Here is a 25,433-nt window from a genome sequence, read left to right as displayed (position 1 = left end):
TATCACTCCTTTAACACCGCATGAATATAAACAGAAGGGTCAACAAGTGGATCAACCGCCTGTTCAATAAACGGATAAATTGCGTTACTAAACACACCATATGCTATCGAAATCGTTAATAAGACAATAACTGGAACGAGCATTTTTTTATAAGGGATTTGCAAATTAAATACCCCTTTTTTCTCTCCCCAGAAACCTTTAGTAAAGACTTTAATTAGTGACATAAGGACGAACAAACTAGAAAGTAGAATGATAATACCACCAACCATTTGACCAGCTGAGAAAGCTCCTTCGACAATTAAAAGTTTACCAATGAATCCACTCAATGGAGGAATTCCTGCCAGACCTAACGTGGCGATAAAGAAAATCCAACCAAGAGATGGCTTAACAGTCATTAAACCACTAAACTTCTTCACACTAGAGTAACCAGTAATCGCCATTACAATACCGATAATGAGGAATAGAGCTGCTTTAATAATCATATCGTGAATTAAGTAAAATACTGCACCAGTCATTGATTCGCGTGTCATAATCGAAACGCTAAACAAAATCACACCAATGGCAATCATAATATTGTAAATCACAATCGTCTTCATATCATAATAACTAATTGCCCCGATAACACCGAGGATAATCGTCACTATTGCCAGTATTCCAAGCATCGGAACGACAAAATCTGTTAAAGAACTAAAGAATAACGTATAGGTCCGAATAATCGCATAAACACCGACTTTGGTCAAAAGCCCACCAAACAGCGCTAGAACAGGGATTGGTGGGGCAAAGTAAGATCCTGGGAGCCAGAAATAAAGTGGAAACAGCCCAGCCTTAAGCCCAAATACAAATAAGAAAAGAACCGCGACAACGCTTATCATTCCAGTATTTGCTCCATTTAAGTCAGCAATTTTTTGCGAAATATCTGCCATATTTAATGTTCCAATCATTGAGTAAAGTAATGCGATGGCAACAACGAAAAATCCAGAACCAACGACATTAATCAGCAAGTATTTAATCGTTGCTTTTAACTGTACCTGCGTGCCCCCAATAACTAATAACACATAGGATGCCATTAACATTACTTCAAAGAAAACAAACATATTAAAAATATCGCCCGTTAGAAAAGAACCATTCACACCAACAATCATAAAGAGCATTGCAGGGTAGTAAAGAAATTTCTCACGTGGTTTTCCGATAGTATAAAAGGAATATAAGATAACACAGAACAAAATGATGCTAGTTGTTGCTGTAAGTAAGATGGCAAACATATCACCAACCATCGTAATCCCAAAAGGAGCCGCCCAGTTACCAATATTTAGTGTCGTAATCCCGTTTTCTTGAATATAAAATACTAAAGAAAAATTAGCAACAACCAAAATACCACTAAAAATAAGAGCGGAAATCCGTTGTACAATCACGCGTTTTGGAAGGAGCATTAGCACAATTGCCCCAAAAAATGGAATAAGGATTGGCATTAAAATTAAATTATTCATCATCGGCTTCATGTCCTCTCGTCTTGGATACACTCTCGCTATCAAGCTCCTGATACGCTCTATAAGCAAGAACAAGGAAAAAGGCAGTTACACCAAAGCTTATAACAATCGCGGTTAAAATAAGGGCCTGTGGAAGGGGGTCATTGTATAAACCAGTTCCTTCCGTGCCTAGAATCGGCACACGTCCTTTTTTTAAGCCACCCATCGTCAGTACAAGTAAATTTACCCCATGACTAAGGACAGCCGTTCCAATAATAATTCGTAGTAAACTTTTAGAGAGAATTAAATAGACAGCAGCAGCAAAAATCAAGCCGATCAATATAGACATTAATAGTTCCATCAGTCACTCTCCCCAATCGTTTGAATTATCGTAAGTGTTACACCAACAACCACTAGATAAACCCCGAGATCAAAAATGGTTGCCGTGTGCAGTGCTGTATCACCTAAAATAGGCAAATCCACATGACCAAATTTGTGTGTCAAAAAAGCGTCGCCAGTAAAAATACCAATCATTCCAGTACCTAGTGCAAAAACAAGTCCAATCCCTGTAAGCATAATCGTATTGATGTTTAGCATGCTTGCAACGGTTTTTGTATCATATGCGAGTAATGTTAAAGTAATTGCTCCTGCTGTAGTGAGTCCAGCGACAAAGCCACCACCAGGATTATAATGACCAGCAAAAAATAAATGGAGTGAGAATAAGAAAATAATGAAAGCAACTACTTTCGTCACATTTCTAAGAAGAACGTCATTCGTTTTCATCATTTTCACCTCGTTTCGTCAATCGTAATTTAATCATTGCATAAATACCAATAGCAGCAATGGAAAGAACGGCTGTTTCGAACATTGTATCAAAACCACGGAAATCAACTAGAATAACATTTACAATATTTTTTCCAGCAGCTTCCACGTAAGCATTATCAATATAGTATTTAGAAATCGAATCATAAAAAGTAGTATTATAAGCAGAGAGTGAAACAAGTGTAATAATGACACCAACACCGATACTTAAAAACGTCTTCATCGATAACCATTTAGGCTTTTCTTCAATATTACTAAACTGCGGCAGATGATAGAAAACAAGTAGATAAAGCACTACCGAAATCGTTTCAATAATAAGTTGTGTTAGCGCAAGGTCTGGCGCTCTAGAAATAACAAAGAAAATACTGATTGTGTAGCCCATTGCTCCAAGTAAGATAATGGATGTAATTCGTGATTTAGAGAAAACAGTACCAACTAAAGTAACAAGAATAACCGCTGCTAATACGAAATCAACTACAGTCACTTTCGTCATATTAGAAAAATTAAAATCAAGCGCTTGAGTAAATATTATCACAGAAGCCATCATTAAAATAAAAGCAGCTAACATATAATTTAAGTAAGTTCTAAGCCAGCCAGTCATAATAAACATCGTCATTCGATAAGAGCCTTGTTCTAAATAAAACATCCCATTGTCGTATGTTTTTCCAATTCTAAGTGCTTTAGGAATGCGGGTTGTAATCCAAGGTTTCCAGTATTTATGTGTAAGGAATAAAATAACGCCAAAAGTGACAACCCCAATCGTCATCAGAAGTGCAGGTGTAAATCCGTGCCACATACTAATATGAATCGAAAAGTCAGTATCTAATCCAGGAACGATTGCTCTGACAGCAGGTTCCAAAATCGGCTCAGCAATTAAATTAGGGAATATACCAATAATAACGACTAATGCAGACAAAATTATTGGAGGTAGAAGCAATCCAAAAGAAGCTTCATGTGGCTTTTTGGGAAGTAAGTAAGGTTTTACTTTTCCAGTAAATGTTTTAAAGAAAATAATCATACTATAAACAAAAGTAAATACACTAGCAATCCAAGCGACTACTGGAAGGATAACACCCCAAGTGCTAGCATTAAATAACTCTAAATGTGTAATATTAAGCATACTTTCAAAAAACATTTCTTTACTTAAGAAGCCATTAAAAGGTGGAATCCCAGCCATTGCAAAGGTACCAATGAAAGCAATCGTAGCAGTTATAGGCATGATTCGCATTAAACCGCCAAGACGTCTAATGTCCCGTGTCCCAGTTTCATGATCGACAATACCAACCATCATAAACAAGCTACCTTTAAATGTGGCATGATTAAATAAGTGGAAAACTGCTGCGACAATCGCCATCACATAAATATCATCACTTAACGTATCAAAGTGAAGCGAGGCTGCTCCAATCCCAAGTAACGCCATAATCATCCCAAGCTGGCTAATGGTCGAATAAGCTAAAATCGCTTTTAAATCATTTTTCTTTGTGGCATTAAGCGAACCCCAAAAAAGAGTAACAAGCCCAACGAGTGAAACGGTCCAAAACCAAACCCCAGAACTTGCAAATAGTGGAGTAAAGCGAGCTACGATATAAATCCCAGCTTTTACCATCGTCGCGGAATGCAAATAGGCGCTAACAGGAGTCGGTGCTTCCATCGCATCAGGGAGCCAAATATGGAATGGAACTTGAGCAGATTTTGTAAAGGCGCCAAGTAAGACGAGAATCATTGCAGGAATGAATAAACTACTTTGACTAATGACATCTGCATCTTGGATAATTGCTCGAATAGAGTAAGAATCACTCATAATATGGAGTAAAATAAATCCTCCAAGCATCATCAAGCCACCAAACACGGTAATCATCATAGATTTACGAGCGCCATAACGCGAACGCTCCCTATGATACCAGTAACCAATCAGTAAGAAGGAACTAATTGAAGTTAACTCCCAAAACAGATAGAGGACAATCAAGTTATCACTAAGAACAACTCCAAGCATAGCGGTCATAAAAATAAATAAGAAAGTATAAAAATTATTAAGTCGCTCTTTTTTCTTCCCTAGATAATATATCGAGTAAAAAGTTACGAGTGACCCAATCCCTGTAATCAGTAATGCAAAAAGTAAACTAAGACCATCTACAACTACTGTAAAATTAATCCCAAGTCGCGGAATCCAAGGCATCGAAACAATCGTTGCCCCGTCCATCGTCTTTGGGATATAAGTTAAAAAGTAAATAAATAGAATTACTGGAATCGGTAGTACTAACCAGCCAGTGTGAACATGTTTAGTCCATCGGTAAAAAATTGGAATGAAAAGTGCCACAATGAATGGCAAAAGAATAGCTAGATGAAGAAATGACAAAATCGGCTCCCCCTCGAAGAATTTTTATACGGAAAGTCCTCCTGAAATTAAGAAAATAACTACAGGAAAATCATTGTTTTTTAAGCAAGTACTTACATTTAATAAAATCTAAATGTAACTAAAAATAGTAGAAAGTCGTACTAAATCATAAAAATGCATTATTTTTATAACTTTACCATTCCTAAAGTACCCAAATAATCGCCGTACTTTTTATATTTTTTATTATAACATACTTTTTTAGTTGAAAAAAAGGTGGAAAACTTAACTTTCTAAATCAATTTATGTAAGTTAAAAAAACAATTAAATAGGAAGAATAAAAAAGCAAACCTAAGAAAAAACTTAGATTTGCTAAAACTTAATCAACATTAACATGGCGTTTTCTGTCGGAATGAAGTGCGTATAGTAAAACAAAAAAAGCAACAAAAAACATAAAGCTCATAAAAAGGAAAACACTAGGTATTCCGATATAGCCAGCAAGTGTACCGCCTAGAATTGGCCCAATAACATTCCCTAAGAAACGAGCACTTTGATTGTAGCCAAGCATCTCACCTTGCATAACACCAGGTGCTGCAAGCCGAATATATGCCGTCGTACAGGGAACCATTCCACCAATAGCAATCCCAAATAAAAAGCGGAAGAAAATAAAAAACCAGAGATTTGTTGCAAAAGCTTGGGGAATAACAAAAATAGCAGCCATAATTAACAAGATATTTAAAATCTTCTCATAGCCATACTTATCGCCAAGCTGTCCCCATTTTCGAGTCATTACTAAATTCCCAAAACCAGTCGCTGAAAAAGCTAAACCAGATAAGAAAGCAATATTATTCGAGTGAGTCATATCTCCAACATAAAGGGCTAAGAGTGGCTGTACGCTAAAATTCGCAATTTGAATAAGAGCAGTAATAATCATTACCGTAAAGAGAACACGAAGCGTAAAGATTTGTTTTAAAACAGCTCGTCTCGAATAAACTACTTTCGCGGCTTCCTTTTGTTCTTCTGTCCGAATCTCTTTTACCCCAAGAGCAACGAGTAACGCCGCAAGCATCATCGCGATCCCTGTAATGGTAAAAGTATCTTTAAAACCAAATAAATCAGCCATTGCTCCACCTATTAGCGGACCAAATAACATGCCAGTAACACCACCAAGTTGAAGTGTTCCAAGGATTTTCCCTGCTTCATTTCTAGGTGTTTGTCGTGCAATAAAAGCATTACTAACCCCGATGAAACCCGTAACAACACCCATAAAAATTCGCAAAATCAACAAGTAAGTAACCGAATGTGCAAATCCCATCAGGAAAATACAAATTGCTAAACCAAAAGAAGTTAAAATCAAAATCCCTTTATAACCATGTTTGTCCCCAATCCGACCCCAAATAGGAGAAAAAATAAATGCCACTAAAAAAGTAACTCCGAAAATATAGCCTGCCCATCTTTGAACATAAGAGTCGCTATAATCTCCAAATGTGTCAATATAGAGCGATAAAAACGGCATAATCATCGTCATACTAGCTGACATCAACAAATTGGCAACCATTAAAATGTACAAATTTCTCTTTCTTGTTGTCATAAAAAAATCATCTCTATTCGTATTATTGTTAAAACTCACCTTTTCATTATAGAATAAAAGGGAGTGAATGAAAAATAAAGTGAAGGAAGTGCATTTTTGGTTAAAAAAATTGTCATTTGGGTTTCAGCTGTTATACTAGTACTATATCTGATTGCTGTCGTTGTTAATTTACTTATTATTTGGCTGCGTTAGTGAACAATCAATTAAAACAAGAAGGAGTTTTACAATATGACCTACCCACAATTATCAAAAGAAGTAGCACCTAATGAGATTGAAGCAGAAATGATTACAAATCGAGGAACTATTCGTATCAAATTGTTCCCTGAAATTGCTCCAAAAACAGTAGAAAACTTTGTTACACATTCTAAAAACGGTTATTACGACGGTTTAATTTTCCACCGTGTTATACCTGAATTCATGATCCAAGGTGGCGACCCAGACGGCCTTGGTACTGGAGGCGAAAGTATTTGGGGAGAAGCTTTTGAAGATGAATTCTCTACAGAAGCATTCAACCTTCGTGGTGCTTTATCAATGGCCAACGCTGGTCCAAATACTAACGGCAGCCAATTTTTCATCGTTCAAAAACCAGATATGCCTGCTGACATGCTTGGTCAAATGGAACAAGCTGGCTTCCCCGTAGAAATTATCGAAGCTTACAAACAAGGCGGAACACCATGGTTAGACGGTCGCCACACAGTTTTCGGTCACGTAATCGAAGGCATGGACGTAGTAGACGAAATCGCAGGTCTACCAACTGGCATGCAAGACAAACCAGTGAATGATGTTGTGATTGAGAAGATTAATATTAAATAATTAATTAGTGGATGAGATAAAAGAGCCACTAAAATAAAAAATAAGCAGAAATCTTGTATATCCTATTTTGGAAATGGCTTAATACAATGATTTTTGCTTATTTATTTTCTGATTTTTAATACTTGATTTTAGTAGTGCCCAATCTCTTGTTTACCACCATAGTTTGTTTAAAATAATATTTCCATTACTATCAAATTCTACACCATTAATAAAACTATGAATATTATAATATTTTAAAGGGTGATATAAATAAATGAGTAAGTTTTCTTGATTGATATAATTCTCAATTTCATTTATTAATGTAACCTTATGGTTAAGGGATTGTGTTTGTCTATACCTTGCAGTGAGTGAATATATAAAGGATAAATGATTCTTAGAAACAAACTTTTGAAAGATTAAAGTTTTATTTAGTAAGAAATCGAAATATCCTAATTCAATATCGGTTACAGGTATATCTGTCGCTAAAGCCATGTCAGCATCAAATGTAATTTTTTTCGAAAAATAATCATCGTTAAATGAATAAGTTATTATTTCTAGATTGATGTTATAAATACCAGCTTTTTTCTTAAACCATAATGCTTCACGTATTAGTCGGGGATGGTTATAGACTGCTAATTTTAAAGTTTTATTGCTGTGATTAGGTAAATTGACAGTTTTTATTATTTCTTTTTCTAAAAGTACAGAAGCTTTTTTTTTAGTTTCTGAATTTTTATAAAAATAACTATGGGCTACTAATACTTTATTATTATGCATTTCAGATACAAAATCTGATACATTAAAAATCGTTTTTAATGTATTTGTTAAAAAGTGGTCCATTGAATTTTTTTTCTTTTTATTGAAAATTAAATAAGACACTCCGGATCGAGGTACTCCAATAGGATTAATTGTATTATTTAGATTTTTCTTTTGTGGGATAATTAGCCACTTTTTGAAATTTGAGTTTATCAACCAGAATTCTATACCATCTATTAATGGAGTCTCTTTGAAATATTTTGAAAAACTTTTTAAGTATACATAATTATTCTTGTTTTCAACAAGTTTGAATGGTCCGCAACCAATAAAATATTTACTGTTTGAGAATGCAGGTCTAATTACGAGCGAATAATGTGTTACTAATTTTAAAAATGCAGGTTCGGGTTTTTTAAAATTAAAATGAACAGTAAACTCAGATTCACAATACATATTTTCTAAATTGTTTAGTAGCCATTTACCGGTACTACTTCTTAAAGCTTCGTTAAATGAAAAGAGAATATCACTTCCAGTTACTTTTTTTTCGTCATGGAAATATATGTTTTTTCTAATGAAGAATTTCCATGTTGTAAACTCTTCATTATGAGACCAATTAAGTGCGACAGAAGGAGTGAATATATCTCCTTCCTCAGAATAATCAACTAATGTATTGCTTATTTGTTTAATTAAGGAAGCCTCAAATTGCAAGCAAATTGTATTCGGATCTAATGCAGTGATTTTTCTGTTAATTATAAATCTAATAATGTTGTTACCATACTCATTTTCACTGCTAAAAAGGGTTTGTATTTTTTCCAAAAAAGGAGAAAACCACTCTTGAGGTATGGATAACTGAGAGAGTTGGAGTGCAAATTTAATATCATTATTTTCTATGCAACTAGTTAAAATCTCGTTTATCTCTGAATGGAAATCTTTGATGAAAATAATAGTAGATACATTACCTCTCCCTTTTCCAGGAATATATTTCAACAAGTTTTTTTCTTCGTATTTTTTGAGCTTTTTTTTTACATTTTGCTTTGAATAATACCACTTTTCAGCAAGTTTCTCCATACTAAAATGAACGATGTTTTCTTTTTCGTTGCTGTAGAGCAGGGATCTTAATTCAAAATAATCCAAATTTTTCAAGTTGTACACTTCCTAACTAATAAAAGGGATACTTTTTTATTTCATTTTACACTTTTTTTGAATCATAATCTATAAGATAATTTATTAAATATTAATAATTCTAACTTATTAATAAAATTTTGTTTTAGGGACCTTTGTTCATTATATAAAGAATAGCTATTTTAAGACAACATTGGAGGGGAAGTAAATGAAAATATCGGTAGCAACTAATTTTGATGATAAACTAATTGAGGGAATTAAAGGAACTGATGTAACTAACTTATTTGGGAAATTAACTAATGATTTTGTTGGAGGCGGATTAGAGACTACAAATTTAGATTCAATAAATCGAGATAAAGTTATAGAACATGTGAAACAAGCCCACCATAATGATTTAACATTTAATTATACTTTTAATAATCCTTTTTTAGGTAATGAAGAGTTTACTAAAAAGGGGAAGAACGAGTTAAAAGAACTCTTTGATTGGCTTAATGAAATAGAGGTGGATTATCTAACTATTTCCATTCCTATTTTTTTACGCTATGTGAAGAAAAATTATCCAAAAATGAAGGTAAAAGTCTCTTCTAGTGTGTGTGTTAATTCTGTAAGTAAAATCCGGCGTTGGGAAGAAATGGGGGCGGATTGTATCGTATTAGATCCAATGACAGTTAATAGAAACTTTTCGCTTTTAAAAGATTTAAGAGATTCGACTGATCTTGATTTAGAGTTAATTGTTAATAATAATTGTCTTTATGAATGTCCAATATTATCTTATCATCAAGCGTTCCTAGGTCAATCTTCACGTGTAACAGGAAAAAATGTGGGCACAGATTATTGTTATTTAGGTTGTTCTAAAAAAAGAGTGTTAGATCCAGTTAATTACTTGATTTCAGATATTATTCGACCAGAAGATGTTCAGTTTTATGAGGAATTAGGATACAACCATATAAAAATCATTGATCGTGCGACTCCAACAGACTTGTTAATCAAGCGTTGTAAAGCGTATACAGAGAGAAAATATAATGGGAATTTGCTTGATCTAATACAGCATTTTGGCTATCATGATGTCTCTACTCCAAACAAATATATAGATAATGTTTTTATTGATAATTCGAAGCTAAATAAGCATCTAAACAAATTTCTAATAGGAGAATGCAATAAACTAGAATGTGGTGAAAAATGTAAACATTGTTATTCTTTTGCTAAAAGGGCAATTTTTATTAATGAAGAATTTAGAAAAAATCATTTAGCAAATATTGAGTATCAGACTAAAGAAATAGAAAAATTATAGCGGGAGGTAAATTTATTTGGATACAATTAAGGAGCATAGAAAACTTATTAATGAACTAGATTTTAGATTAATAGAAAATATTAAAGAACGCAGTATGATTGTACAATCTATTGGAAAAATAAAATTAGATAAAAAAATAAATATTATGCAGGAAGATAGAGTGTCTGAATTATTGAAGGACAGAAAAGCATTTGCAGAAAAATTACAAATAGATGGAGAATTTATTGAAGACATTTTTAGTTTAATAGTTTCATATTCATGTAAATTGGAAGAAGAAATATTTGAAACGGGGATGGAATCTGAATGAAAAGAATTTTGATTATTGGTAATTATATTTTTGGTAGAAAGTATATGAAACATTCAAAGAGACTAGGTTATGAGGTGATTCTTGCAACAGCCATGGCTGAAGAAGAATTAAGTTCTATTGAGAAATTCAATATTGATTACTATATACAAATCAATTATTTTCAAGAAGAAGAAAGTTTTAAAATAATAGAAGAATTTTTTAAAGAAATTTCGTTTGATGGTGTATTAGCTGGTCATGTGTTTTTGCCACCTTTAGTAAATTTAGTGGCTAAAAGATTAGGTTTACCATATTTTGGAACAGAGGCTATAGAAAATTCTATGTCAAAAGAAAAAACTAGAGAAAAGATGAAAAAGAAGGGAATGTTTGAAGGGGATTATTTTAAATTTTCTACAATTAGTGCAATTTTACAACAGAAGGATAATTTGTGGTTTCCAAGTGTAGTCAAGCCTTTAAATGGATTTGGAAGTATAAATGTAGAAAAAGTAAACTCATTAGATGATTTACTAAAAGCATTTGAAAAAAATGTAAAGAATCTTAATTATGGAGCGTTAGGACAAATTTTTTCTAAACAAGTTTTGGTTGAACCATATATTGAAGGAAAGGAATTTTCAGTTGAAAGTATTGTTGAATATGGAAAAGTAAATTCAATAATGATTACAGAAAAGGTTTTTAATGAAAAATTTACAAATGTTGAAAATGGTCATATTATACCAGCAGTAAGTCTGAGTGATTTAGAAAAGCAACAAATTATTTCTTATGTAAACAAGATTCATAAAATTTTTGATATACATACTGGAATTACACATACCGAGATAAAAATTAATCAGGATGGGGTTCATTTAATTGAATTAAATCCGAGGGTGGGGGGAGGATTTATTGCGGAGATGCTTAGTAAAGTATTAAACTTGGATTTTTATAAAATAATTATTGAAAATTGTATTGGGAAAAAATATGAAGAAGAATTTAAAGAAAATGGTTATGGTTATATTCGATTTATTCATTCGCCTAAAAAAGGGACGTTTTTAGAGATCGAAAACTTAAATGATTTAATAAAAGATAAAAACTTTTTAGATATGGAATATAAAGTTGAACAAGGAAGTGTAGTTGAAAAGCTAGATGATAATAGAGGAAGGCTGGCTTTATTTGCATATTTTAGTTCCGAAAGTTACGAATCTGTCGAAAAATCAGTTATATCATTGCAAAAAAATGCTGAAATTATGATGAAGGATGATACTAATGGATAAAGAATATTGTGTTTGCCTTGGAAGAAGAGAAGAAGTTCTTAAAGCAATCAGACGAAGGGGATTAAAAACAATTGTGTTTTCAGATAAAACAGTGGTTCCTCCTGATGTGAATTTATGTGATTATTTTTTTCAAATGGATAACTTATCAAACACAGAACAAATAAGTGCGATTTTATCTAATTTTGATAAAAAAATTAAAGCAATCATAGCTCCAGGAGAAAAAGGTGTTCGTGTTGCTGCTGAACTAAGAGATAAATTTTCAATTGATGGAATAGGTGCGGGGGAAGTTGAGAAATTTCGTGATAAAGCAAAAATGAAAGATATTTTAATAAAAAAGAATATTAGAGTTCCAAATTATATTGAGGTCAAGGACTTAGAAGATGGTTTCAGATTTTTAGATGAATTTAAAGACGTGGTTGCAAAACCAAAACAGGGCATGGGTGCTATTGGAGTAAAACAAATAAAATCAAAGGAAGCGTGGATAGAGTATTTTCAGAAATTCACTCAAGAAACAGAACTTTATCACTTTGAAAAAGGTGTTTTGTTGGAAGAATTTGTACATGGAGAAGAGTATCATATTGACGCAATTATTCAAGATGGGAAAATCAAATTTGCATATGCTAGCTTTTATCCAGTACCATTGATTGATTTTAAAAAGTATAATTTTGTTGGAACTATTGCTTTAGATATGAGTTCTTCTTTGTTTAAAGAATTAATTAAATATAATAGAGAAATACTCAAAGCTTTAGAAGTGCAAAATGGTGTTACACATTTGGAATGTTTTAAGGGGGAAAATGAAATATGTTTTTGTGAGATTGCTATCAGGCCAGCTGGAAGTGCGATTCCAGAAAACTTGAAGATTCAAACTAATATTGATATTATTGACAGCTTTGTCATGGTAGAAATTGGGGAAAAATTTATTCCAGAAATTAAAATAATTAGTGGGATTTCTGGTTCATTACAAATTCCTATTAATCAAAAAGGTAGGGTATTATCACTTCTAAATGAAAAAGAAGCAGATATAAAAGATATAATAAAAATTGATTATTTAGTCGATGTTGGCCAGATTGTCAATAAACCAAATGCTTCTCATGAAAGAATAGGAGATATTTTTATACATGCAAATAGTGTATGTGAAATGATGAGAAAGTTCAAAAAAATTCATCTTAATTTAGATACTTTTGTTCAAGTGGAGGGAGAGCTATGAAGGTTAACAGCACTTTATTAGAGTTTCAAAATAATAATGTCTTTGACTTAGTTCGGAATTTAGATAATCAACATAAGAATATTTTTTTCTTAGATAATTCTAGCTCAATTGGAAAGGAGGAAAAAAGCTATATTGGCTGGAATGTAATTGATTCACTTGAACTTCTAGTGGAAGAGAAGAAGGCGGATAGAATAATAGCAGAAATTGATGATTTTATAAACAAGTGGTCATCTATTGGAAAAGAAATTGAAGAAGGAAATTTAAGACCAAATTTTTATGTATATTTAAGTTATGATTTTGGTGAAAGACTGATGGGAATAAAAAGCAATAAAGAGAAGGAAGATTCTTTTTTTGATGTTGCTTTCTATGTTTGTAAAGATAATTTGGTTTATAATTGTCATACCGGAAATTATACTTATATAAATATTACCAATGTAACTATGACTAAGGATAGTTTGATTTCAAGATTTAAAAAGGAAATTAAACTTAATTGTGATCAAAAATATGAGAATCGAGATGAAATTGATTATACAAACAAAATAAAAAGTAATTTTAAATATGATAATTATATTGATAAACTTAAGGATATTAAAAAGTATATTTTTGATGGTCACATTTATCAAGTTAATATGAGTCAAAGGTTTACATGGACAATTAAAGAAAAACCTATTGAAATATATAATAAAATTAGAAGGTCAAATCCAGCTCCTTATTCGGCTTATTTTAAAAATAATAATTTAGCTATCTTGTCAACAAGTCCAGAATGCTTTTTAAGTAAGAGAAATAATGGAATAAAAACCGAACCAATTAAGGGAACACGCCCTAGCGGGAACAATAAAGTAGAGGAGCAAAGAAACTATGAAAGTCTTTTGAATTCAGAAAAAGAGCGTTCTGAAAATACAATGATTGTTGATTTGCTTAGAAATGATTTAGGCAGAATTGCAAAACCAGGCACTGTTCGAGTTGAAGGTTTAATGTTTATTGAAAAATATGCATCAGTTCTACAACTGGTTTCTAAAGTTTCAGCTGAATTAAAGGATGACATTACTTTTGGAAAAATAATTCGCGAAACTTTTCCTGGGGGATCAATAACTGGGTGTCCTAAAAAAAGAGCAATGGAAGTGATTTTAGAAAGTGAACCCTTAAAAAGGTCTCTGTATACAGGTTCTTTAGGTCGAGTTTCTTTTGATAGTCTGGATTTTGATTTAAATATATTGATAAGAACAATTTTTCTTGATAAAAATAATGCTAGCTTATCACTGGGAGGTGGCGTTGTTTTTGATTCAGTTGAATCAAAAGAATATCAAGAAACGCTTGATAAAGGGGAAGCAATAATTGCAGGATTATGTCGTAAGTCAACTATATTTAAGGAGTGAATATATGATTCTAATAATTGACCACTATGACTCTTTTACATACAATTTAATGCAATACACACTTGAATTTACAACTAGTGTAAAAGTAATAAATTATGATAAACTCAATTTTAAAGATTTTAATGCAAATAATATCACTAAAATAATACTTTCACCAGGACCAAAAGCGCCAAAAGATTATGAGAAGACGAAAAAAATTATAGAACATTTCAAAGGAAGAGTTCCAATTTTAGGTGTTTGTTTAGGGCATCAAATAATTGCCGAATTTTTTGGAGGTGAAATCAAACATGCGCCCTATATCTGTCATGGTAAAATTGATCGAATTGAACATGATAATAAAAGGATATTTAATTGCATTGAACCGATAACGAATGTTGCGAGGTATCATTCTTTGGTAGTAAATGAAGAACATTTCCCAGAGAAAGAGCTAGAAGTCACTTCTCGTACAATGGATGGATTAATAATGGGAATCAGACATCGATTCTATGATATTGAAGGAATTCAATTTCATCCGGAGTCAATACTTACTAAACAAGGTCTTGAGATGATTCGGAATTTTGTTTTAGGAGAAGGGCATAGGTGAAGAACAAATGAATATTTTACTAATTGGGAAAAATAAAGCTTTTATAGAAGAAATTTGTAATATGTCAGAAGTAAATTCAGTTGTGATTATCGAAAGTGAAAATGTTTATAATAATTTAGATAAATATGTGATTAGCATAAGTCATGAAATGATCTATTGTGAATATGTTAATAATGATAAATTTTTAGAAGAAGTGATTTCTTATATAGGTGATACCAGAATAGATGGAGTTATACCAGGATTTGAATACAGTGTTCCTGCTGCCAATGAGTTGGCGGAATATTTAGGTTTACCATCTGTTGGAAAAAAAGGAGCTGACATTTTTACCAATAAAAAGAAATTTAGAGAGTTTAGTGAAAAAATTAATCTAAAACATCCGAGATTTTTAAATATAAAATCATTAGAAGACTTATACGACTTTTTTGAAGGAAAGAAAATTGTTTTAAAACCTAGTAATAGGCAAGCTTCAATAGGAATATATATAATTTCAAATCAAGATGAAATTAGAGATGCATATAGAGATGCACTAATTGTGAAAAACGAGAAAACTGTAGCTGAAGATAGACTTGAATGGGAGTATATAGTTGAGGAATATTTAGCTGGTTATGAAGTGAGCTCGGAGTATTTAGTAAAGGATGGAGAAATAGTTTTTAAAAATATTACTTTAAAAGAGGGGGCTGAGAATCAAGAGTGCATCGAAATGGCACATCACGTACCAGCAATGGAAGATTCTAACATAGAAAGAGCAATTCATAGTCAAATTAATAAGTTAATAGAAGAAGCGGATGTTGGGACAGCAGTTCTTCATGCTGAATGGAAAATTGAAGAAAATATTCCTATACTGATTGAATGTGCAGCTAGAATGCCTGGAGATTTTATATCAAATGCTATAAGCTCATCTTATAACTTTAATTTTAGGAAAGAATATATAAAAATGATGGTTGGGTGCTCTTTTGAAATTAATAAATATTATCAAAGATATACAATAGTTCAGTTTTTTCATGCAGAAAAAAGCGGTATATTGTCAAAGGTAAAGAATTTGAACTTATTAGTTAAGCATGAAGAAAGTATTCTAGCACACAAAATGACAAAAGACATAGGTTCATTTGTTGCCCCTCCTAAGTCATCGTGGGATAGGTTAGGATATTTTATTATATGCGGAGAAATGTATGAAGATCTTTTATTGAAGAAGAATTATTTGTGTAAAAGTATAAAATTTGTGATTTTATAGTCTACCAACGGGCAAGCAAGACAAACCAGTGCAGATGTTACGATTGAAAAGATTAATAATTAAATAATTAATTGAGCACCCTTTCTTTGTATTGCCCCCCCAAAGTTAGATTTTTGGTCTAACTTTGGGGGGGCGGTTTACTTGAGTTTAGGAAAGGGCTCTTTTTTATTTAGAATTACTAGTTAAATTGTAAAGAAAAGTTTTCTTTAAAAATTTTTGGAGATGAAAAATTCATTTTATACCCTAAACCAAAACCTCCGAAAAGAACTCATCATACAAGGCACGGACAGCCGCATCTTCTTGCGCTTCCTTCACGCCAAACATAATGCTAACCTCAGAAGACCCTTGATTAATCATCTCAATATTTACTTTTGCGTCGGATAAAGCTTTAGAAGCACGTGAAGTTATCCCGACGTTATGGCGCATTGTTTCGCCTACAACCATAATCAGTGAAATTCCATGTTGCATAATAACTTGATCGGCATTTAATTCTTCTTTCAACCGAGTCATAATCATCTGCTCGGTATCTTCACCAAACTGATTTTCACGGATTATAATGGTTAAATCATCAATTCCAGAAGGCATATGCTCGTAGTTTAATCCAGCATCTTCCAGAATTTGCAACACTTTCCGACCAAAGCCAATTTCGCGGTTCATTAAATATTTGCTAATATAAATGCTGCAAAAACCGTCATCACTCGCAATCCCAACTACGGGACCATTGCTGCTTTCCCGTTCATGAACGACTTTAGTACCGCAACTATCAGGGTTATTCGTGTTTTTTATATGTACCGGGATACCTGCATGGAACGCTGGTATAAGTGCTTCGTCATGAAAAACAGAAAATCCTGCATATGATAATTCGCGCATTTCGCGGTAAGTCAGCTCAAGAACTTTTTTTGGATTTTTTACGATAGCGGGATTAACAGCGTAGACCGCATCGACATCTGTGAAGTTTTCATATAACTCTGCTTGCGCCCCATTTGCTACGATTGCTCCGGTAATATCTGAACCACTTCTTGAAAAGGTGCTAATCTCCCCGTCTTTTGTATAACCAAAAAATCCTGGGAAAACAACAATCCCTTTTCGTTCTCGCAACTCAAATAAACGGTTATATGATTCTGGTAAAACTTGTGCGCTAGCATGCTCATCAGTTACAAATAAACCAGCATCTTTAGGGTTTACATAATTTGCTTCAAGACCTTTAAATTGGAAGTAAGCGGCGACTAACTTTGCATTATTATCTTCGCCACTAGCTTTCATACGATCTAAAAATTTATCTGGATTGCTTTTATCAGAGGCAATAGTTGCTTGTAAGTCTGTGCGAATTTGCTTGATAATCGCATCACTCATTCCCGTATCAAGTGCGATTCCAGCATATCTCGCAATAATCGCTTCAAACAGTTCTGCCGTATCTTCTTTAAGAAGTGCTTTTGTCGCACAATCAATAAGTAAATCGGTCACTTTTGTATCTTCTTTAAAACGTTTACCAGGAGCTGATACAACAACAATTTTTCGATCAGAATCCTCCTCTACAAGTTGGAAAACTTTATTTAATTGAATCCCTGATGCTAAAGAGCTCCCGCCAAATTTAACTACTTTCATGCCACACACTCCTGATCATTAATTTTTTTCCATTAAAGCTTCATTTTCGAACGATATGAAATTTTCTGAGCTTTCGGATAAAGTTATTGTCTATTATCGCTCTTTTCATATGAAATCGCAATGCTTTTTCTTATTTTAAATAAATTTTTTGTAGCTCCATTCGTTTACTTGTTTAAAAAGGGAAAGGTAGGATATAATAAGAGTGTATCAAAAAAGCAGCTTTAATCTGAAAGGAAAGATTACTATGAAAAATATTGTTTTAGTGTGTGCGGCAGGAATGTCAACAAGCCTTTTAGTAACAAAAATGCGTAAAGCAGCAGAAGCGCGTGGAGAAGAATGTGAAATCGAGGCGTATTCTATCGCTGAAGTAAGTAATTTAATCGATAATGCGGATGTAGTACTTTTAGGACCACAAGTGCGTTATCAAAAGAAAACAGTTGATGAATTAGCAGCTGGTAAAATTCCAGTTGATGTTATCGACATGACCGCTTATGGTACGATGAACGGGGAAAAAGTACTTGGTCAAGCATTAGAGTTAATTGAAGGTTATCAAAAATAAACATCAAAAAAACCTGTGTAGCCAATTAGGCCACACAGGTTTTTTTAACTTTCTTGAGTAAGTAAGCCATCTTCCATACGATATACATGGTTAACTAAATCAAGCATTCGTTCATCATGTGTAACCATAATTGCGGTACGGCTTGTTTGAACCACTTCATCACGAAGCAGCGTCACGACTTCACGGCTTCTTTCGGTATCAAGGCTAGCAGTTGGTTCATCCGCTAAAATAACGGACGGTTGATTAATAAGCGCTCGTGCAATGGCGACACGTTGCTTTTGACCGCCTGATAAATCTTTTGGAAAGAAGTTTGCACGATCAGCAATTCCAAGTTGAGCAAGCAAGTCAGCGGTATCTTTTTCCAGTTCCGCTGCATTCTTCCCAGCCATTTTTCCGATAAAACTGATTTGATCCTTCACATGTAAGTAGGGAACTAGATGCGCTGCTTGAAAAATAAACCCAATTTCTTCCAAACGAAGAGCTGTTTGATCTTTAGCAGATAAATTGCCAACAGATTTACCATTAATCGAAATAGTTCCGCCAGTTGGTGTTAAAAGTGCGCCTGCAAGCGAAAGTAAGGTGCTTTTTCCAGAACCACTTGGACCAACAATCGCAATAAGTTCGCCTTTTTTAGCTTCAAAGTTTGTTTCCTTCAGCGCGTGAATAATCGAAGGACCGGACGGGTAATCTTTATAGACATTCTCAAAAGATAGTAAAGTTTCCATTATTCATCACCTCCTCGAATAGCATCTAACGCATCTACTTTAGCAATTCGTCTAAGTGATAAAAGTGCGCCAATTAAAGCAACTAAGAAGAAAATACCGCTATAGAGCGCAATCGTCATCGAACTAAGCCTAAATGGCATTGCAGCAGGCATAATACTTGGTAAAATAAGTGTTACACCAATGCTGATTAAGATGCTGATAAGTGAGATAATGACGACTTGTGTAATAATGCTTTTCGCTAAATAACTAGTTTTCGTACCAAGTGCTTTTAAAATACCAAATTGAGTTGTTTTTTGTAACGTCATTACGTAGAAGAAAGCTGTTAAAATAAATCCACCGATAACAATTAAGAAATAAATCATCATATTAAGTGTCATTTGCTCAGCAGAATAACCAGGGATTTGATTTAAAAAGCCTTTATGATCTATTGTTGTTAAATCTTTATCCGCAAGCGTTACACCTTTGTCAGGATTATCTGTTTTGATAGCAATTGTACTCGTTTGTGGGATTTTTTGGTGGTATAAAACAGGATTGATTTCTTGCCACGTGGCGATGTTAAGATAAACAACTGGCGCATGGCTATATTTTTGATTTTCTGTAAAACCAACCACTGTGAGTTCTTTATTTAAAATATCGTCCATCAAAATATCGCCAATCTTGATTCCGTCAGATTTAAGAGAAGAATCAACTACGATTTCATCTGGTTTAGTTACCTGAATGCTGCTTCCTTTTGAAATTTTTGGAGCAAGGAAGCTATCTGGTTGAATACCGAAAAGCGCCACACTGAACTTTTTGTCATCGCTTTCCCGTTTTAATGTTTGCATGGATTGTCCTAGAACTGCAGCATCTTTTACATTTTCATCTTTTTTCACTTCTGCAAGTTTGGATTCTGGAAACTGTGAGCGAGATAATTTGTCTTGGGCGTCTTTGCTGAGAACATAATATGGAACCCCGTTGTCTGCAACTGATGAAGCATTATCATAGGCAAGGCCGTTTGCTAGTCCAGATAAAATAAGTGAAAGTAACATAATCAATACCATGATGCCTGTTACTAAAATATAGCGCAACTTAGAATAAACTAATTCACGAAGCCCTAAAAACATCGGTTATACCAACTCCTTTAATTTATGTAAGAAAGGGATGAAGTGATTTTCATCTCTCTTGCTTTCCAAACATTAGTATAACAAAGCTAGCGCCATTTGACTAAAAAAAGAAACCAAACAAATTTCGTTTAGTTTCTTTATTTTTACTATTTTTTAAGCCCTTTAATAAGAAGTTTTACGCCTTTTTCAAGTGTTTCTTTTGGACAAGCGATATTGAGACGAACAAAGCCTTTTCCAGAATAGCCAAATCCAGATCCCATTTGCACGCCAACACCAGCATCAATTAAATCTGCATAAATCGCTTTTTCCCCTTTTGGTAGCGCGCGGCAATCCAACCACATTAAGTAAGTAGCTTCTAAGTCCGTAATACCAACTTCCGGCACTTCTTTTTCAAGCATGTCCTTTACATACTCAAAATTACTATAAATATAGTCTTTTAGTTCATTTAACCAATCAGCTCCACCGCGATAAGCGGCTTCAGTTCCGACAATTCCAAAGACATTTAGATCGTTGGTAGTGGCATATTTTTGTTCTGCGGCAAATTTATCTTGGTAATCTTTATTTGTAATAATATAGTAGGAAGCTTTAATTGCAGCCAAGTTAAACGTTTTTGTTGCGGCCATTAATGTGATGATTTGATCGCTATAAAAAGGTGCTGCAACCATCAGCGGAACATGTTTATGATTTTTCATCACCAAATCAGCATGGATTTCATCAGAAACAACCGGTATTTGATATTTTTCGCAAAGTTTAGCTAATTGATTTAATTCCTCTTTTGTAAAACAGCGCCCCCCAGGGTTTTGCGGATTACATAGTAAAAAGAGCTTTATATTTTCTGTTTTCATACGTTCCTCTAAATCATTAAAATCAATACGGTACTGATGATTTTCATATATTAAAGGAGACATGACTACTTTTCGTTCAGTAGCTTTCGTCACATTGAAAAAAGGTGGATAAATTGGTGAGACCATTAATACAGCATCCCCTTTATTAGTAAGCGAGCGAATTGCCAGCGAAATCGTTGGAACGACAGCGCCATTGAAAAAAAGCGTGCTAGGATCAATTTCAAACTGATGTTGTTCCTTGTTCCAATTAATTACAGCATCGACAAGGCTCTCTGATTTTGCCGAGTAACCAAAAATCCCATGATCAATTTGACGCTGGAAAGCATCAAGTACAGGTTTGGGTGCCCGAAAGTCCATATCTGCAACCCACATTGGAATAATATCTTTACGACCAAATAATTCTTCTACTCCATCCCACTTTTCTGAATTAGTCCCAGTCCGTGGAATGACTTCATCAAATTGACTCAAATACGCCACACTCCCATCATTTTATTCTAATCAATTATAGCATAAAGTAGCCCTAAAGCTCGCTCCAAAAGGGTTTAGAATAATTGTTAAAGTTACAGCTAAATGTTATAATTTTAAAATATTGTAACACTAGAAAGCAGGTGGAATGAAAATGAGTACTTTTAAAGTAGGAGAAGTAGTTTCTGGAAAAATTGCAGGGATTCAAAGTTATGGAGCGTTTGTAGCGTTAGATAATTCTACACAAGGATTAGTCCATATCTCAGAAATTACCCATGGTTTCGTAAAAGATATTCATGATTTTCTAGAAGTTGGGCAAGAAGTGAAAGTGAAAATACTAGATATTGACGAAGAAAAAAATAAAATTAGCCTTTCTATTAGAGCTACAGAAGATGCCCCCAAAGAACAACCGACTAAGAAGAAAAATCTATCCTCTAGCGAAAATGATGAAGGCTTCAACACACTACGAGACAAATTAGAAGAATGGATAAAAAAAGCAGATAAATAATCTCAGCAAACAGACAATCAGCCTGATTTTGACATGACTGGCAAGGCTGATACAGTCAATTGACTAATATTTTAGAAAAAGGGAATAGATAGTAGTAATTTTCTATTTACTTAAAAAAATAGGAGCTTTTTTAATAAAGGGGGATTTTGGTGAAAAGGTCTATTCATGTGCAAGCATTTGTATATAATGAGAAAAAAGATGAAGTTTTAGTAGTAAGAAATCGCAATATGACTTGGACATTGCCAGGCGGACTTGTAGAAACAAATCAAACAATGGAAGAGGCTATTGCAAGCAAAGTAAAGAATCAAACCAATATAGACGTGGAAGTTGCATCTATCTTATCATGTAAAGAGCGACGTGCTAGTTGGGAACATGTTTGTACGTTTGTGTTTCGAGCACAACCAGTTGGACCTATAGCAGCCGTCGAACATGACGATAGTGTCTTTCATGTGAAATGGCTTCCAATACCACTTGCGGATGATGTACTCAATATAGACCAATTAACTTTAAATGAACTACTTAGAAGCGAAGGCATTCTATACGAAAACTATACCTGATTTCAAAAACAACCAAAAAATAACAGATGACAAGTCTTGCTAAAAAGCACTGATTGAGATAAAGTTAATAAAGAAACTTTTTTAAAATTTGGAGGGAAAATGATGACACATATTAAATTTGATTATTCCAAAGCGCTCCGTTTTTTTGAAGAACGCGAACTTGAATACCTTGAACCAGCAGTAAAAACAGCACATGATACATTACATAACGGTACTGGTGCAGGAAGTGACGCACTTGGTTGGATTAACCTGCCAACAGATTACGACAAAGAAGAATTTGCTCGTATCAAAAAAGCAACAGAAAAAATCCAAAGCGATTCTGATGTATTAATCGTTATCGGTATTGGTGGTTCATATCTTGGGGCACGTGCAGCAATCGAAACATTAAATCATTCCTTCTATAATGTACTTGAAAAAGGTGCGCGCAAAACACCACAAGTATTTTTTGCAGGGAATAGCATAAGTTCTTCCTATTTACATGACTTAATTGAAGTAGTTGGTGACCGTGATTTCTCAGTCAACGTTATTTCTAAATCCGGAACAACAACAGAACCAGCTATTGCGTTCCGTGTTTTCAAAGAGCTTTTAATTAAGAAATACGGAGAAGAAGGCGCTAAAAAACGTATATACGCAACAACTGATAAAGCAAAAGGAGCGCTAAAAACATTATCTGATAACGAAGGCTACGAAACATTCGTTGTTCCAGATGACGTAGGTGGACGTTTCTCAATTTTAACAGCTGTTGGCTTACTTCCAATAGCAGTTAGTGGCGTTGATATTGATGCCTTAATGAACGGAGCGGCAGCAGCAAGTAAAGACTTTGCTAAACCTGAACTAAAAGACAACATCGCTTATCAATATGCAGCAGCTCGTAATATTCTTTATCGTAAAGGAAAAGTAACAGAACTTCTAATTAGCTATGAGCCAGGCTTACAATATTTCAACGAGTGGTGGAAACAATTATTTGGCGAAAGCGAAGGGAAAGACAAAAAAGGCATTTACCCATCAAGTGCTAATTTTTCCACTGACTTGCATTCAATTGGACAATACATCCAAGACGGTCGTCGCAACCTATTTGAAACAGTAGTGAAAGTGGACAAACCACGCCACAACCTAACTATCAATAAAGAAGAAGTAGACTTAGACGGTCTTAACTACCTTGCTGGTGAAACAGTTGATTTCGTTAATACAAAAGCCTTCGAAGGTACACTATTAGCTCATACAGATGGTGAAGTACCAAACTTTGTTGTGGAAATACCTGAACTAGATGCTTATACATTTGGTTACCTAGTATACTTCTTTGAAAAAGCAGTAGCAATCAGCGGCTACATTAATGGCGTTAATCCATTTGACCAACCAGGAGTAGAAGCATACAAAGCAAATATGTTCGCTCTTCTTGGCAAACCAGGATTTGAAGAGAAAAAAGCAGAACTTGAAAAACGCTTAAACGACTAATTTTCAGAAGCAAAACCTTGGAGCCTGCGCTTCAAGGTTTTTTGTTTGTTTGCGATTTTTCTTCATTGGCGTTACCATATAAGAAAATAGAAGGAGGGGAAGAATTGCTATCAATTGAACGAAAACGAGCGATTGTCCAATATGTCAAAAGCCGAAAAATAGCAACAGTCAATGAATTAGCTAGGCATTTTGAAGTTCACGAAGCCACCATTCGTCGTGATCTAACTGCTTTAGAAAAAGATAAGAAACTAAAAAGAACACATGGCGGAGTAATGATTGAAGAAAAAGTAGTTTCCGAACCCAATTGGAAAAAACGTAGCGAAGTTCGTTATGAAGAAAAACAACGAATTGCCACGTTGGCCGCAACAATGGTCAAAGACGGAGACACAATTATCCTAGATGCCGGAACAACAACTGGGCATATCGCAACAGCACTGAAAGATCGCTCTAAGTTAACCGTTATTACCAACGATATTAATGTTGCTTCTATTATGCGCTTCTCCCCATCAAAAGTGATTGTTACTGGAGGTGTTATCTACCCAGAAACTTTTATATTAAATGGCATGATAACAAGCGGAACATTACAAAGCATCCATGTACACAAAGCATTTGTAACAACACCAGCACTGGATATTGACAAAGGCTTAATGCACTATGACGAATACCTTATCCCTGCTAAACAACAAATGCTCCATTCCGCTGATGAAGTTATCCTAGTTACTGACCACACAAAATTTGGTCGCATTTCTTTATATAAATATGCCACACTTGATGAAATTTCCTCCATAATTACTGGAAAAGAAATAGATCCAGTTTTAAAAGAACAGTTTGAGGAAAAAGGAATGCAGATTTATACAATTTAATGTTTTTATATGTAAAACCGTATTTTTAGGTAGATTTATACATCTAAAACATCTTTTTTCACCTTTATTAAAAAAACTTGATAAAAAGTATTGACGAAAGGCAAAAATCTTGGTATATTTATAAACGTTGCTGATGCGGACAAAACGCTTTTGCAACAAAAGAAACTGACCTTTGAAAACTGAACAAAGAAGAAGACGAAAAGCAATGAGACGTAAAGTCTCACTGGTAATCGCAGGGCAGAAAACAGAAAGCTGTTTTCAACAAAACAAACTAGTAATTTAATTGCTAGCGAAGTCAATTTGACGCAAGGAATCTTATTCACGGTGTTGAATAAGTATTCAAATTCAATTTATATTTTAAAGAGAGTTTGATCCTGGCTCAGGACGAACGCTGGCGGCGTGCCTAATACATGCAAGTCGAACGAACGGAGGAAGAGCTTGCTCTTCCAAAGTTAGTGGCGGACGGGTGAGTAACACGTGGGCAACCTGCCTGTAAGTTGGGGATAACTCCGGGAAACCGGGGCTAATACCGAATGATAAGTAGTGACGCATGTCACCACTTTGAAAGATGGTTTCGGCTATCGCTTACAGATGGGCCCGCGGTGCATTAGCTAGTTGGTAGGGTAAAGGCCTA

At 34.0% G+C, this 25,433-nt stretch carries 23 protein-coding genes and 1 rRNA gene; 14 read left to right on the top strand and 10 right to left on the bottom strand.

Features of this window, described 5'->3' with window-relative positions:
* Positions 1–2: 2 nt before the first annotated feature.
* The 5 genes from HCJ50_RS10555 to HCJ50_RS10535 all read right to left on the bottom strand — a co-directional run bounded on the left by HCJ50_RS10555 (position 3) and on the right by HCJ50_RS10535 (position 6,211).
* Positions 3–1,487, bottom strand: coding sequence for a Na+/H+ antiporter subunit D (locus HCJ50_RS10555; RefSeq protein WP_185348712.1), 1,485 nt, complete (start codon positions 1,485–1,487; stop codon positions 3–5).
* Positions 1,480–1,827, bottom strand: coding sequence for a Na(+)/H(+) antiporter subunit C (locus HCJ50_RS10550; protein ID WP_185348684.1), 348 nt, complete (start codon positions 1,825–1,827; stop codon positions 1,480–1,482). Before HCJ50_RS10550 ends, HCJ50_RS10555 begins: the two co-directional genes overlap by 8 nt.
* On the bottom strand, positions 1,827–2,252 hold the full coding sequence (locus tag HCJ50_RS10545) for a Na(+)/H(+) antiporter subunit B (RefSeq protein ID WP_185348682.1): 426 nt from the start codon (positions 2,250–2,252) through the stop codon (positions 1,827–1,829). Before HCJ50_RS10545 ends, HCJ50_RS10550 begins: the two co-directional genes overlap by 1 nt.
* Entirely contained in the window at positions 2,236–4,644 is a 2,409-nt protein-coding gene (locus HCJ50_RS10540; protein ID WP_185348680.1) for a Na+/H+ antiporter subunit A, read from the bottom strand. Before HCJ50_RS10540 ends, HCJ50_RS10545 begins: the two co-directional genes overlap by 17 nt.
* Positions 4,645–4,999: 355 nt before the next feature.
* Positions 5,000–6,211 (bottom strand): lmo2377 family MFS transporter, encoded by a 1,212-nt coding sequence (locus tag HCJ50_RS10535; protein ID WP_038407802.1) that lies wholly within the window; start codon positions 6,209–6,211, stop codon positions 5,000–5,002.
* A 228-nt stretch (positions 6,212–6,439) separates the two neighbouring features.
* Between HCJ50_RS10535 and HCJ50_RS10530 the strand changes: the two genes are divergently transcribed.
* Positions 6,440–7,024: a peptidylprolyl isomerase gene (locus tag HCJ50_RS10530; protein WP_185348678.1), complete on the top strand. Its 585-nt coding sequence runs from the start codon at positions 6,440–6,442 to the stop codon at positions 7,022–7,024.
* 150 nt (positions 7,025–7,174) lie between these two features.
* Here the strand turns inward: HCJ50_RS10530 and HCJ50_RS10525 are convergent, their stop codons facing one another.
* Entirely contained in the window at positions 7,175–8,896 is a 1,722-nt protein-coding gene (locus tag HCJ50_RS10525) for an ABC transporter substrate-binding protein (protein ID WP_185348676.1), read from the bottom strand.
* A gap of 187 nt (positions 8,897–9,083) precedes the next feature.
* Between HCJ50_RS10525 and HCJ50_RS10520 the strand changes: the two genes are divergently transcribed.
* Genes HCJ50_RS10520 through HCJ50_RS10490 form a run of 7 tightly spaced genes read left to right on the top strand, consistent with a single transcriptional unit; the run spans position 9,084 to position 16,114 of the window.
* Positions 9,084–10,166 (top strand): U32 family peptidase, encoded by a 1,083-nt coding sequence (locus tag HCJ50_RS10520; protein ID WP_185348674.1) that lies wholly within the window; start codon positions 9,084–9,086, stop codon positions 10,164–10,166.
* A gap of 16 nt (positions 10,167–10,182) precedes the next feature.
* Positions 10,183–10,473 (top strand): chorismate mutase, encoded by a 291-nt coding sequence (locus HCJ50_RS10515; RefSeq protein WP_185348672.1) that lies wholly within the window; start codon positions 10,183–10,185, stop codon positions 10,471–10,473.
* The gene (locus tag HCJ50_RS10510) at positions 10,470–11,717 is read left to right on the top strand and encodes an ATP-grasp domain-containing protein (RefSeq protein ID WP_185348670.1); all 1,248 of its coding nucleotides are present in this window, start codon (positions 10,470–10,472) and stop codon (positions 11,715–11,717) included. The genes HCJ50_RS10515 and HCJ50_RS10510 overlap by 4 nt, the downstream gene beginning before the upstream one ends.
* The gene (locus tag HCJ50_RS10505; RefSeq protein WP_185348668.1) at positions 11,710–12,924 is read left to right on the top strand and encodes an ATP-grasp domain-containing protein; all 1,215 of its coding nucleotides are present in this window, start codon (positions 11,710–11,712) and stop codon (positions 12,922–12,924) included. Before HCJ50_RS10510 ends, HCJ50_RS10505 begins: the two co-directional genes overlap by 8 nt.
* A complete protein-coding gene (locus HCJ50_RS10500; RefSeq protein WP_185348667.1) occupies positions 12,921–14,300 on the top strand; it encodes an anthranilate synthase component I family protein in 1,380 nt (459 codons plus the stop codon). Before HCJ50_RS10505 ends, HCJ50_RS10500 begins: the two co-directional genes overlap by 4 nt.
* Before the next feature lie 4 nt (positions 14,301–14,304).
* Complete coding sequence (locus HCJ50_RS10495; protein ID WP_185348666.1) at positions 14,305–14,883, top strand: anthranilate synthase component II; 579 nt, start codon at positions 14,305–14,307, stop codon at positions 14,881–14,883.
* Positions 14,884–14,890: 7 nt separating this feature from the next.
* Positions 14,891–16,114: an ATP-grasp domain-containing protein gene (locus HCJ50_RS10490; RefSeq protein WP_185348665.1), complete on the top strand. Its 1,224-nt coding sequence runs from the start codon at positions 14,891–14,893 to the stop codon at positions 16,112–16,114.
* 243 nt (positions 16,115–16,357) lie between these two features.
* Here the strand turns inward: HCJ50_RS10490 and HCJ50_RS10485 are convergent, their stop codons facing one another.
* Entirely contained in the window at positions 16,358–17,719 is a 1,362-nt protein-coding gene (locus HCJ50_RS10485; protein ID WP_185348664.1) for an aspartate kinase, read from the bottom strand.
* Between the two features lie 244 nt (positions 17,720–17,963).
* On the opposite strand from HCJ50_RS10485, the gene HCJ50_RS10480 reads away from it, so the two are divergent.
* Positions 17,964–18,278, top strand: a complete 315-nt coding sequence (locus tag HCJ50_RS10480; RefSeq protein WP_185348663.1) for a PTS sugar transporter subunit IIB — start codon at positions 17,964–17,966, stop codon at positions 18,276–18,278.
* Positions 18,279–18,322: 44 nt separating this feature from the next.
* Here the strand turns inward: HCJ50_RS10480 and HCJ50_RS10475 are convergent, their stop codons facing one another.
* The 3 genes from HCJ50_RS10475 to HCJ50_RS10465 all read right to left on the bottom strand — a co-directional run bounded on the left by HCJ50_RS10475 (position 18,323) and on the right by HCJ50_RS10465 (position 21,419).
* Positions 18,323–19,003, bottom strand: a complete 681-nt coding sequence (locus tag HCJ50_RS10475; RefSeq protein WP_185348661.1) for an ABC transporter ATP-binding protein — start codon at positions 19,001–19,003, stop codon at positions 18,323–18,325.
* Positions 19,003–20,106, bottom strand: a complete 1,104-nt coding sequence (locus tag HCJ50_RS10470; protein ID WP_185348659.1) for an ABC transporter permease — start codon at positions 20,104–20,106, stop codon at positions 19,003–19,005. Before HCJ50_RS10470 ends, HCJ50_RS10475 begins: the two co-directional genes overlap by 1 nt.
* A gap of 146 nt (positions 20,107–20,252) precedes the next feature.
* Positions 20,253–21,419 (bottom strand): MalY/PatB family protein, encoded by a 1,167-nt coding sequence (locus tag HCJ50_RS10465; protein WP_185348657.1) that lies wholly within the window; start codon positions 21,417–21,419, stop codon positions 20,253–20,255.
* Positions 21,420–21,570: 151 nt separating this feature from the next.
* Between HCJ50_RS10465 and yugI the strand changes: the two genes are divergently transcribed.
* The 5 genes from yugI to HCJ50_RS10440 all read left to right on the top strand — a co-directional run.
* Positions 21,571–21,924 (top strand): S1 domain-containing post-transcriptional regulator GSP13, encoded by a 354-nt coding sequence (yugI, locus tag HCJ50_RS10460; protein WP_185348655.1) that lies wholly within the window; start codon positions 21,571–21,573, stop codon positions 21,922–21,924.
* A 149-nt stretch (positions 21,925–22,073) separates the two neighbouring features.
* Positions 22,074–22,481 (top strand): NUDIX hydrolase, encoded by a 408-nt coding sequence (locus tag HCJ50_RS10455; protein ID WP_185348652.1) that lies wholly within the window; start codon positions 22,074–22,076, stop codon positions 22,479–22,481.
* A 102-nt stretch (positions 22,482–22,583) separates the two neighbouring features.
* Positions 22,584–23,936: a glucose-6-phosphate isomerase gene (locus tag HCJ50_RS10450; protein ID WP_185348650.1), complete on the top strand. Its 1,353-nt coding sequence runs from the start codon at positions 22,584–22,586 to the stop codon at positions 23,934–23,936.
* A gap of 104 nt (positions 23,937–24,040) precedes the next feature.
* The gene (locus HCJ50_RS10445; RefSeq protein ID WP_185348648.1) at positions 24,041–24,799 is read left to right on the top strand and encodes a DeoR/GlpR family DNA-binding transcription regulator; all 759 of its coding nucleotides are present in this window, start codon (positions 24,041–24,043) and stop codon (positions 24,797–24,799) included.
* 356 nt (positions 24,800–25,155) lie between these two features.
* Positions 25,156–25,433: ribosomal RNA gene (locus HCJ50_RS10440) — 16S ribosomal RNA — on the top strand; the annotation flags it as partial.

The sequence above is a fragment of the Listeria immobilis genome (assembly GCF_014322765.1).
Taxonomy (GTDB): Bacteria; Bacillota; Bacilli; order Lactobacillales; family Listeriaceae; genus Listeria; species Listeria immobilis.
The sequence above is the reverse complement of the archived record's forward strand: the minus strand, read 5'-3'. Positions and strand labels throughout refer to the sequence as shown.

What these genes read in the sequence shown, in the direction of transcription:
- HCJ50_RS10555 (WP_185348712.1), bottom strand. Translation starts at nt 1,487, where the DNA reads ATGAATAATTTAATTTTAATGCCAATCCTTATTCCATTTTTTGGGGCA.
- HCJ50_RS10550 (WP_185348684.1), bottom strand. Translation starts at nt 1,827, where the DNA reads ATGGAACTATTAATGTCTATATTGATCGGCTTGATTTTTGCTGCTGCT.
- HCJ50_RS10545 (WP_185348682.1), bottom strand. Translation starts at nt 2,252, where the DNA reads ATGATGAAAACGAATGACGTTCTTCTTAGAAATGTGACGAAAGTAGTT.
- HCJ50_RS10535 (WP_038407802.1), bottom strand. Translation starts at nt 6,211, where the DNA reads ATGACAACAAGAAAGAGAAATTTGTACATTTTAATGGTTGCCAATTTG.
- HCJ50_RS10530 (WP_185348678.1), top strand. Translation starts at nt 6,440, where the DNA reads ATGACCTACCCACAATTATCAAAAGAAGTAGCACCTAATGAGATTGAA.
- HCJ50_RS10520 (WP_185348674.1), top strand. Translation starts at nt 9,084, where the DNA reads ATGAAAATATCGGTAGCAACTAATTTTGATGATAAACTAATTGAGGGA.
- HCJ50_RS10510 (WP_185348670.1), top strand. Translation starts at nt 10,470, where the DNA reads ATGAAAAGAATTTTGATTATTGGTAATTATATTTTTGGTAGAAAGTAT.
- HCJ50_RS10505 (WP_185348668.1), top strand. Translation starts at nt 11,710, where the DNA reads ATGGATAAAGAATATTGTGTTTGCCTTGGAAGAAGAGAAGAAGTTCTT.
- HCJ50_RS10500 (WP_185348667.1), top strand. Translation starts at nt 12,921, where the DNA reads ATGAAGGTTAACAGCACTTTATTAGAGTTTCAAAATAATAATGTCTTT.
- HCJ50_RS10495 (WP_185348666.1), top strand. Translation starts at nt 14,305, where the DNA reads ATGATTCTAATAATTGACCACTATGACTCTTTTACATACAATTTAATG.
- HCJ50_RS10490 (WP_185348665.1), top strand. Translation starts at nt 14,891, where the DNA reads ATGAATATTTTACTAATTGGGAAAAATAAAGCTTTTATAGAAGAAATT.
- HCJ50_RS10485 (WP_185348664.1), bottom strand. Translation starts at nt 17,719, where the DNA reads ATGAAAGTAGTTAAATTTGGCGGGAGCTCTTTAGCATCAGGGATTCAA.
- HCJ50_RS10480 (WP_185348663.1), top strand. Translation starts at nt 17,964, where the DNA reads ATGAAAAATATTGTTTTAGTGTGTGCGGCAGGAATGTCAACAAGCCTT.
- HCJ50_RS10475 (WP_185348661.1), bottom strand. Translation starts at nt 19,003, where the DNA reads ATGGAAACTTTACTATCTTTTGAGAATGTCTATAAAGATTACCCGTCC.
- HCJ50_RS10470 (WP_185348659.1), bottom strand. Translation starts at nt 20,106, where the DNA reads ATGTTTTTAGGGCTTCGTGAATTAGTTTATTCTAAGTTGCGCTATATT.
- yugI (WP_185348655.1), top strand. Translation starts at nt 21,571, where the DNA reads ATGAGTACTTTTAAAGTAGGAGAAGTAGTTTCTGGAAAAATTGCAGGG.
- HCJ50_RS10450 (WP_185348650.1), top strand. Translation starts at nt 22,584, where the DNA reads ATGACACATATTAAATTTGATTATTCCAAAGCGCTCCGTTTTTTTGAA.